Below are 8,945 nucleotides of genomic sequence, written 5' to 3' on the forward strand. Positions count from 1 at the left end.
TTACATTCGGAATGATGCCCTTTACCGCCCGTATATGGATATACCGCCTGGTGCTGACCCTCGTCGGAGGGACAGGATGTGCGACGGCGTCATACGCCCGGAGCGACGAGGTATACTTCTCGAAAATCGGTATCGAGCAGGGTCTGTCGCAGCTGTCGGTCATGAATATCTATCAGGACGAGCTGGGCACGATGTGGTTCGGCACGCGCGAGGGCGTGAATCTCTATAACGGGAGCAGCATGACCGTGTTGCAACCGAAAGAAGACGATCCGCATTCGCTGTCGGGCAATTTAATTAAAATGATCTGTGGCGACGGCAATGGCTCCGTATTCATCCAGACCCAAAACGGCATCGACCGGTTCGACCTGCGCACCCGCACCCTGTCACGGGTCACCGACACCCCATACGACGCCATGGCCTACGACACCGACCGTTTGTTGCTGGCCGCGCAGAACCGTATCTTTTCCTATCGCGACGGCAAGTTCTCGCTTCTTCTCGAAATCGGCCGTACACAAACGGTCATTACGCGGATTCATACGGGTACGAACGGACGGCTCCGCATCGGCACGGTCGATTCGGGGGTCTACACGGTCGGGGCCGACGGGCAGGCCAGACCGCTTATCACGGGTTGCAGCCGCGTCTCATCGATCTACGAAGACAGCCGGCAGAATCTCTGGATCGCCACATGGCAAAACGGGCTGTACCGGATAACGCCGCACGGCACGGTCGTCAACTACCGCGAGAGCGCCGACGGACGCGCCCTGTCGTCGAACTTCGTGCGTACCGTATGCGAAGACAACAGCGGCGGAATATGGATCGGTACGAAGAACGGACTCGACCGGTTCGATACCGTCACGGAGCAGTTTACACACTACGACTCGGAAGAGCACAACCTGCAAAAGTTATCGAACGAGTCGGTTTGGGACTTATACAAAGACCGTCAGGGTACGATTTGGGCAGGCACCTACTTCGGCGGAGTCAATTACTTCAACCCCGAGCACGACTTCTACACGTTCCATGACTTGCAAAAGGGGGTGTTGAGGAACAAACCTTTTCCGGTCATCAGCCGGGTAATCGAGGCGGAAGACGGCCGGCTCTTTCTTTGCACCGAAGGCAACGGCCTCCTCTCCTACGACCCGTCGGAAAAAACCTACACCGATTATGCGGCCCTGAGACAGAAAAATATCAAGACGGCTTATTACGACCGTACACGCCGTCAGCTATGGCTCGGCCTGCATCTGGAAGGTTTGTGTATGCTCGATACGAAGACGCAACAAGTCACGTTCTACCGCAAAATCAATGCCGGTCTTTACGAATCGAATATCGTCCGGGCGATTCTTCCCTACCGCGATCTCCTGCTCGTAGCCACCTACAACGGACTCTATCTGTTCGACCCGCACACGAAGCAATTCTCCATCTTCTCCGAAGCATTGCACCGATTGGCTACCTACTTTATCGATGTGCAATCCGACTACGACGGACAGCTATGGATCGCCGGCTACGGACTCTACCGGTACGACCTGCGGACGGGAATCTGCCGGAGCTATACGCATCGCAAAGACAACCCGTCGTCGCTCAGCAACAACCAGATCAACAAAATCCTCATCGATCGCAAACGCAACGTATGGATTGCCACTAACGGAGGGGGAGTGAATCTTTACAATCCTTCGTCCGATTCGTTCACCCGCTTCGACTCCGACAACGGTTCGTTGCCGAACGCTTATATCAGCAATCTGGCCGAGTTGCCTTCGGGCAAATTACTGCTGGCCACCACGCAGGGCTTCTCGACCCTCGACCCTTCCACACACGAGATCGATCATTACGGACCCGGCAGCGGATTCCCGCTCAACTCGCTTTACAACGGCGGACTGACCGTCACGGCAGATAACGAAGTGTATATTGCCGGCATGAACGGCATGGTATCCTTCGCCGAAGACAAGCTGGCTGGCAATCTGCCACCTTTTACGCTGCACTTCTCGCAACTGTGGGTCAACCATCTGCCGGTACTGCCCGGCGATGATTCGGGCATCCTGAACGTCGCCCTGCCGTTTACCGAATCCGTTACGTTGAATCATAAACAGTCGATGCTCGAGATCGAATTTTCGTCCGATCATTTCATCGCAAGCAACCGTCCCGGTTTCCGGTACCGGTTACTGGGCTTGTCCGAACAATGGATGCCGGTGCAACCCGGCGCTCATCGGTTTAACTTTACCGGCATCCATCCGGGCAGATATCGCCTCGAACTGGAGGCTGTCTCGCCCATCGACGGTACCGTGCTGGCACGCACCGCGCTGAAGCTGAACATGGCTCCTCCTTTCTACAAGACATGGTATGCCTATCTGACTTATGCCCTGTTGCTGGCATTGCTGGCCGCGCTTTACGTGCGATTCGTCCAATCGAGGGTACGGCTCGTGGCCTCGCTCGAATATCAGAAGAAAGAAAAGGAGCATTTAGAGGCTGTCAACCAGTCGAAGCTGCGCTTCTTCACCAATATCACACACGAATTCCGTACACCGCTGACCATCATCGCCAGTCAGGTAGATACAATCATGCAGACGGGTAAGACGTCGGCGGCCGTGCACCGGCGCATGGCCAGTGTGCGTCGCAACATCGGGCTTATGCAAAACCTGATCAACGAGTTGATGGAGTTTCGCAAGGCCGAGAACGGTAAGCTCGTGATCCGTGCAAGTGAACACGACATCGTTAAATTCATGCACGAAATGTACCTTGCCTTCGAGGAATATGCCGAACACCGACAGATCGATTTCACCTTTCATGCCGACCGGGAAAGCATACCTTTATGGTTCGACCCGGCACAGATGCAGAAAGTATTCTACAACCTCCTCTCCAATGCCTTTAAATATACTTCGGCAGGCGGGAAGATCGGGATGACCGTGAACGAACATGCCGACGAGGTACGTATCGCCGTGCATGACAGCGGACAAGGTATTCGCGAAACCGATATCCCCCATATCTTTGACCGTTTCTATCAGGCAATAGATACCGGGCTGAAAACCGACGAATCCGTATCGCCCGGAACGGGCATCGGACTGGCGCTGACGAAACATATTGCCGACGCGCACGGGGCACGGATTCTTGTATCGAGCCGGATCGACGAGGGCAGCGTCTTTGAAGTCGTGATGAAAAAAGGTGCCGGGCATCTCTCGGACGAGCAGAAACGCAAACGACCGGAGAGCGGCGAATGGCATATACGCTCCGTCGAAGTGTACGATGCGCTGCCCGACACGCCTTATCCCGACGAAACGGCCGAAAGCGTACATACGCTGCCTTCCATCCTGATCGTAGAAGATAACCCCGAGCTGCTTCATGTGCTGCAAAGCATCTTTGAGCCGATCTACACCGTTCACACCGCCTCGAACGGCGAAGAAGGACTCCGGAAAACCATCCGGCATCAGCCCGATATCGTATTGAGCGACCTGATGATGCCCGTGCTCTCAGGCAACGAGATGTGCCTGCGAATCAAAAACAATTTCGCCACGTCGCATATCCCCGTCGTCCTGCTCACGGCACAAACAGCCGTCGAAGCCAAACTCGACAGCCTGCGCCTCGGAGCAGACGACTACATCACCAAACCGTTCGATGTGAAGCTGCTCATCGCACGCTGCCGCAACCTGATCGACGGACGACGGCGGCTGCAGGAAAAATTCGGACGCTCGACCGAACTCCCTCCCTCGGCCATCGCCTCGAACGACATCGACCGCGAATTTATCGAACGCGCCCGTCAGGTCATCGAACAACATCTGGCCAACGAAGATTTCGACGTCGCCCTCTTCTCGCGCGAAATGGCGCTGGGACGCACCCGTCTGTTCCATAAAATCAAAGGTGTGACCGGGCAAACGCCCAACGAATTTATCCAGACCATCCGGATGAAGAAAGCCACCGGCCTGCTTCAGAACCACCCCGAAATGAATATCGCCGACGTGGCATACAACGTGGGCTTCGGCTCGCCAAAATATTTCTCCAAATGCTTCCGCGAACAATTCGGCATGTCCCCCTCCGAATTCCGCGCCCGCCCTCCCGCTCCGCATTCGACCGAGAAGAAAGGGTAAAAATATCACTTCAGGGAAATATCTCTGCCTGTCGGATCAATTCGCAGTCATGCGTTTGATGATGCCGTAAGCATTCAAAATACCTAATTCGCCGGCCTTGCTCAGGTCGGCAATACCGTGCGTAGCATCGCCTTGCGAGAGCCGTGCGAGGCCACGATTGAAATATGCTTCGGCAAATTCGGGATCACGCAGGATCGCCTCATTATAGTCGGCAATAGCCGCACGAAAGTCGCGCTGGGCACATCGCAGGTTACCGCGATTATAATATGAATAGATAAAGCCGGGAGCTTGACGAATAACAAAGTCGTAATCTCGGATAATCAATTCATGTTCATAGCCTTTCGCTTCTTCTTTCAATCGACTTTGTGGCAGATCGTTTACCGGATTCTCATTCATAACGGGAGCCTTGCTACTGCCCAATTGAAAGTTGATGGTTCGCGTACTTGCCTGTTCATCCGTATAACCCTGCGACTGATTGTACTCCATCTGCTTGTAACGAACGGAAGCCCGATTAAAATAAGCCAAGGTATAAGACGGATCCAGTTCGATGACTTTATCGAAATTGCGAATAGCTTCCGCAAAATCCTGCACGAGCATAAAATCGATGGCGCGTCCGAAGTAGTTATCAGGATTATTAGGTTCTCTCTCTATTTTAGCAGAATACTCATTGATGGAAGCAAAGTGCATGGCAATCTGTTCTTCGGTCAAGGCCGCCTCCTTGTTTGTCAATAACAGTTTCCATGACAGTACCATGCGCGCATTGAATTGCTCGACCGTCTTATCGTAATAGACAGACTCCTGTACTTCGCTGTTTTTTTCATAATACGTCAGGATAAACTGCGGTTCGAGGTCGACATGCACGTTGCGATCCTGTACCCTTCCACGTATCTCGCTACGGTACTTGCTTTCTTGTTCCTCTTTCCTGTCGTAAACAACCAATCGGTTGAACTTATCGATATTCTTGTCCGACTCTTCACGGGTATTTGTTCCCTTTTCGGAATTGTCGGAAGCTTCGGCACCCGGCTTCTGCCCTTGACGCTTATCTTGTTCCAGTTTCATCGCCGTGAGGTAATCCCGATCGGCTCCGCTCAAATCGTTTAGCTTCCGTTTGGCTTCGGCACGACTGTAATAACCGGGCAAGAAATTGGGATATTGCTTTAACACGACGTCAATATCTCGTATAGCGCCTCTGTAATCGCCCACTTCATGATTCAGCAGGGCGCGGTTGTAATACGCCATATAATTGTCCGGTTCCTGCTCGAGCACTACGTCAAAATCTTCAATCGCCCGGTTATTGTCTCCCACTTGTGCACGTAGCAAACCGCGATTAAAACGGGCAATCAAGTTTCTGTTGTCCATATCGATCACTTGATCATAGTCAGCCATAGCCCCCCGCAAGTCATTCATTTGATAACGTACGAGTCCACGGTTGATGTAGTAGCCGCTCTCCCGCGTATTAAGACGGATGGCTTCGTTCAAATCGGCCAAGGCGTCCTTGAAACGACCTGTCTGGTAGAGGACAATCGCCCGATTTCCGTAACATGGGGCATGATACGGGTCAATTTCGATCGCTTTGTCATAATCGTTCAGCGCAAGCGCCGTATCTCCTTTCTCCAGATACATAGCGCCGCGTGTCAGGTAGCCGAGCGAATATTGGGGATGAGCACGGATCAAATCTTCGAAAACATGTTCCGCATCACTAAAATCCTTTTTCTGAACATAGGCAATTGCCTTGTTCGACATCATTGGGCGATCGTCGGGTTTAAATTCCAGTCCTTTGTTATAGTCTTCGATCGCTTCATCATACATCTCGAGGCTCTGACGAGCAATTCCCCGCGCGTAATACGCTTGTGCCAAAAACGGATTACGCTCAAGGCTTAACGAACAGTCTTCCTCTGCACCTTTGAAATCGTCCAGATTCAGCTTCGCTACGGCCCGGTAGAAATAAGGTTCAGCCAGCCACGGTTTAGCTTTGATGACCTGATTAAAGTACTGAATTGACAGCACGTAGTCCTCGAAATAAAGCGCATTTCTGCCGATGGCCATCACCCGGTCGGTATTGACCTGCGCTCTCACCGTGAACATGCAAGACAGAAAAAAGAAGAGGGCGAACGTTTGTCTCATCTCATTATTTCTTCAACGGTTTGATACGGTAGGAACACGACATCGTCCCCTTGACAATATGGTTCAGTTTACCTTTATTGAGTTGTCGGCGAATGGCCGATATATTATCAATAAATACATGTCCTTGCAGATGCTCGTACTCGTGCAAGACGATCCGTGCGGCAAACCCCTCAAGGTTCTCCTCCTGCGGCTCAAAATGTTCGTTCATATACCGTACCTTGATTTTCTCCGGACGCGTTACTTTCTCGTGAACTCCCGGAAAACTAAGACAACCCTCCTCAAAAGTTACCGTCTCACGGCTTTCCTCGATGATCTCCGGATTAATCAACACACGTTTGAAGTCTTTACACTCGATACGGTCGTTAGCTACCGGTGTTCCGTCAATCACCACAAGGCTTATCGATCGGCCGATCTGCGGTGCAGCCAGCCCCACGCCATCGGCATGATACATGGTTTCGAACATATCGGCAATCAACTTTTTCAGATCGGGATAGTCTTTATCTATCGGCGTTGTCGGCTCTCTCAATACAGGTTGTCCGTATGTATAAATCGGTAATATCATCATATTCTGTTTTATCGTTTATTTCTTAATCGTTCGAGAAACCCCTGCAAGATCAGAACAGCGCTGATTTCATCGACCAATCCTTTGTCTTGCCGTTTTTTCTTTTTCAAACCTCCGTCAATCAATGCCCGTTGAGCCATGATCGAAGTAAAACGCTCGTCATAATACTCTACCGGAATGGAAGGAAGTGTTTTTGTGAGTTGAGCCACAAAGGCTTCCACACGTTTCATGTTTTCGGAAGGCTCGTTGTTCATCTGTTTCGGATAGCCGACCACAATCAGGTCCACCGGTTCTTGCGACACATACCGGGCGATGTACCCCGTCGCTTCACGGCTTGACACAACGGTCAATCTGTTGGCAATCATTTTCAGCATATCAGTGACAGCCAATCCGGTACGTTTCTGTCCATAATCAACGGCCATAATCCTTCCCATAAATCAATAGGCATTTTTTTCACCTCGGAACATATTCAAGACTGTCACAAAAATAATTTTCAGATCGAGAAAGAACGACCAATTCTCAATATACCATACATCGCGCTTGACACGTCCTTCCATCTGTTCCAACGTCTTCGTCTCGCCCCGATAACCGGTAATCTGTGCCCAGCCGGTAATGCCCGGTTTAACAAGATGACGCACCATATACTTATCGATCAGTTTAGAATACTGCTCCGTATGTTTGAGCATATGAGGACGCGGTCCTACGACCGACATATCGCCAAACAATACATTAAGAAACTGAGGCATTTCGTCCAAGTTCGTCCGCCGAAGAAAACTTCCGATTTTCGTGGTGCGCGGATCATTTTTAACAGCCTGCACCAAATCGGCGTCTTTATTTACTTTCATAGTCCGGAATTTGTAACAGTCGAACTCTTTACCGTATATGCCGGTGCGTTTCTGCTTAAACAATATCGGTCCGGGAGAACTTAATTTGATTAGCATACCGACCACGATATAAAGCACGGGATAAAACAAGAGAAGCACGAGTGTGGAGAACGCAATATCAAATGTCCGCTTGACAGCTCGTTTCGAGACCGATTGCAAGGGTTCGTTACGAATCGAGAGCAAAGGAATAAACTCCAGGATCTCCATCACCATGCTTTTTTTAATATCGCGATAAAACTCCGGAACGATGTAGAAACGAATCATATGTTTCTCGGCAAAAAGCAGCAAGTTCGATATTTTATCACTGTTCGAACCGGGGATGGTACAATAAATCTCATCTATTTGATGTTCCGAAACAAAATCATTCATTTCCTCAATAGGCCCTATATAATTCGGCAGTACCTCTTTCAGAGCCATATTATCATCAAAAAAGCCCAATACGTTGAATCCGTATGCCAAATCGTCTCGAAGCACGTTATAAAGCTCCATTCCGTTTTTTCCGGCTCCGATGATGATGATGTTCTTGGCATTATACCCTTTGCGACGATAGATTTTGACAAAGATACGCATCAGAATCCGCCATAAAGACAGACATAACAACACGGAAACGTAGTAAAGAAAGAGAAAAATGACCAATGAGCTACCTACTTTCAAGAACGCCAGACACGTGCAGAACAAAAACGTTTGAAACGTAACCAGGGTAAACGAGCGCTGTACGACATTATCCAAAAACACGATGGAGAGATGTATTTTGATCGGTACGAAATACAAGGCAAAAAAGTAGCAAAAGTTAAGCAACAATAAGACTTCTTTAAGGCTGTGGGCTATGGGTTGGGTATATACCGGTTCAAGAGCGTAGTAAATACCGAAAAACAGGGCGTTTAAAATCATTAAATCGCCCATACCAATCAGCCACTGAAGAAAATATCCTTGTTTTGAACTTTTTTCCATCTCGTTGTAAGAATTGACAAAGGTAACGAATATTTCAGAGTTAAAAAAACGACCGGAAGCTTTTTCCCGAGTTGCATCTTCTAATCGTAAGTGTCATACATCGATAAGTAAAATGGCCAACATGCAGCCGGTCGAAAAATTCAGTCACGGCTCGGTGGGGTGTGTTTGTGTATAATCGTCATTTTTTACTACCTTTCCTCTAAAACGTATTTTGTGAGTTTGCTTACATTGCTGCTCAATCCCTCCCAAATTCGGTTGTTTGGGTGACTATAACACACGACTGTTGGCTCCGTGACGGTCGGTGTGTCTCGGAGATTGCGAATATAAGTATGTTACTTTCCTCTACAAGCTTGG

General features: G+C 49.9%; 5 protein-coding genes. 1 reads left to right on the plus strand and 4 read right to left on the minus strand.

The window, feature by feature from the left end; translation table 11 throughout:
* The first annotated feature begins 11 nt into the window (after positions 1-11).
* A complete protein-coding gene (locus tag Tanf_RS09600) occupies positions 12-4,070 on the plus strand; it encodes a hybrid sensor histidine kinase/response regulator transcription factor (RefSeq protein ID WP_052449074.1) in 4,059 nt (1,352 codons plus the stop codon).
* Positions 4,071-4,106: 36 nt separating this feature from the next.
* On the opposite strand, the gene Tanf_RS09605 is transcribed toward Tanf_RS09600, so the two are convergent.
* Genes Tanf_RS09605 through Tanf_RS09620 form a run of 4 tightly spaced genes read right to left on the minus strand, consistent with a single transcriptional unit; the run spans position 4,107 to position 8,591 of the window.
* The gene (locus Tanf_RS09605; RefSeq protein ID WP_046825730.1) at positions 4,107-6,194 is read right to left on the minus strand and encodes a tetratricopeptide repeat protein; all 2,088 of its coding nucleotides are present in this window, start codon (positions 6,192-6,194) and stop codon (positions 4,107-4,109) included.
* A gap of 4 nt (positions 6,195-6,198) precedes the next feature.
* A complete protein-coding gene (gene def, locus Tanf_RS09610) occupies positions 6,199-6,756 on the minus strand; it encodes a peptide deformylase (protein ID WP_046825733.1) in 558 nt (185 codons plus the stop codon).
* 11 nt (positions 6,757-6,767) lie between these two features.
* A complete protein-coding gene (gene ruvX, locus Tanf_RS09615) occupies positions 6,768-7,190 on the minus strand; it encodes a Holliday junction resolvase RuvX (protein WP_014226154.1) in 423 nt (140 codons plus the stop codon).
* Positions 7,191-7,193: 3 nt separating this feature from the next.
* Positions 7,194-8,591 (minus strand): undecaprenyl-phosphate glucose phosphotransferase, encoded by a 1,398-nt coding sequence (locus Tanf_RS09620; RefSeq protein WP_014226155.1) that lies wholly within the window; start codon positions 8,589-8,591, stop codon positions 7,194-7,196.
* Between the last annotated feature and the right edge of the window lie 354 nt (positions 8,592-8,945).

Origin of the sequence: Tannerella forsythia (assembly GCF_001006485.1) — a bacterium.
Classification (GTDB): domain Bacteria; phylum Bacteroidota; class Bacteroidia; order Bacteroidales; family Tannerellaceae; genus Tannerella; species Tannerella forsythia.

What these genes read in the sequence shown, in the direction of transcription:
- Tanf_RS09620 (WP_014226155.1), bottom strand. Translation starts at nt 8,591, where the DNA reads ATGGAAAAAAGTTCAAAACAAGGATATTTTCTTCAGTGGCTGATTGGT.
- ruvX (WP_014226154.1), bottom strand. Translation starts at nt 7,190, where the DNA reads ATGGGAAGGATTATGGCCGTTGATTATGGACAGAAACGTACCGGATTG.
- Tanf_RS09600 (WP_052449074.1), top strand. Translation starts at nt 12, where the DNA reads ATGATGCCCTTTACCGCCCGTATATGGATATACCGCCTGGTGCTGACC.
- def (WP_046825733.1), bottom strand. Translation starts at nt 6,756, where the DNA reads ATGATATTACCGATTTATACATACGGACAACCTGTATTGAGAGAGCCG.
- Tanf_RS09605 (WP_046825730.1), bottom strand. Translation starts at nt 6,194, where the DNA reads ATGAGACAAACGTTCGCCCTCTTCTTTTTTCTGTCTTGCATGTTCACG.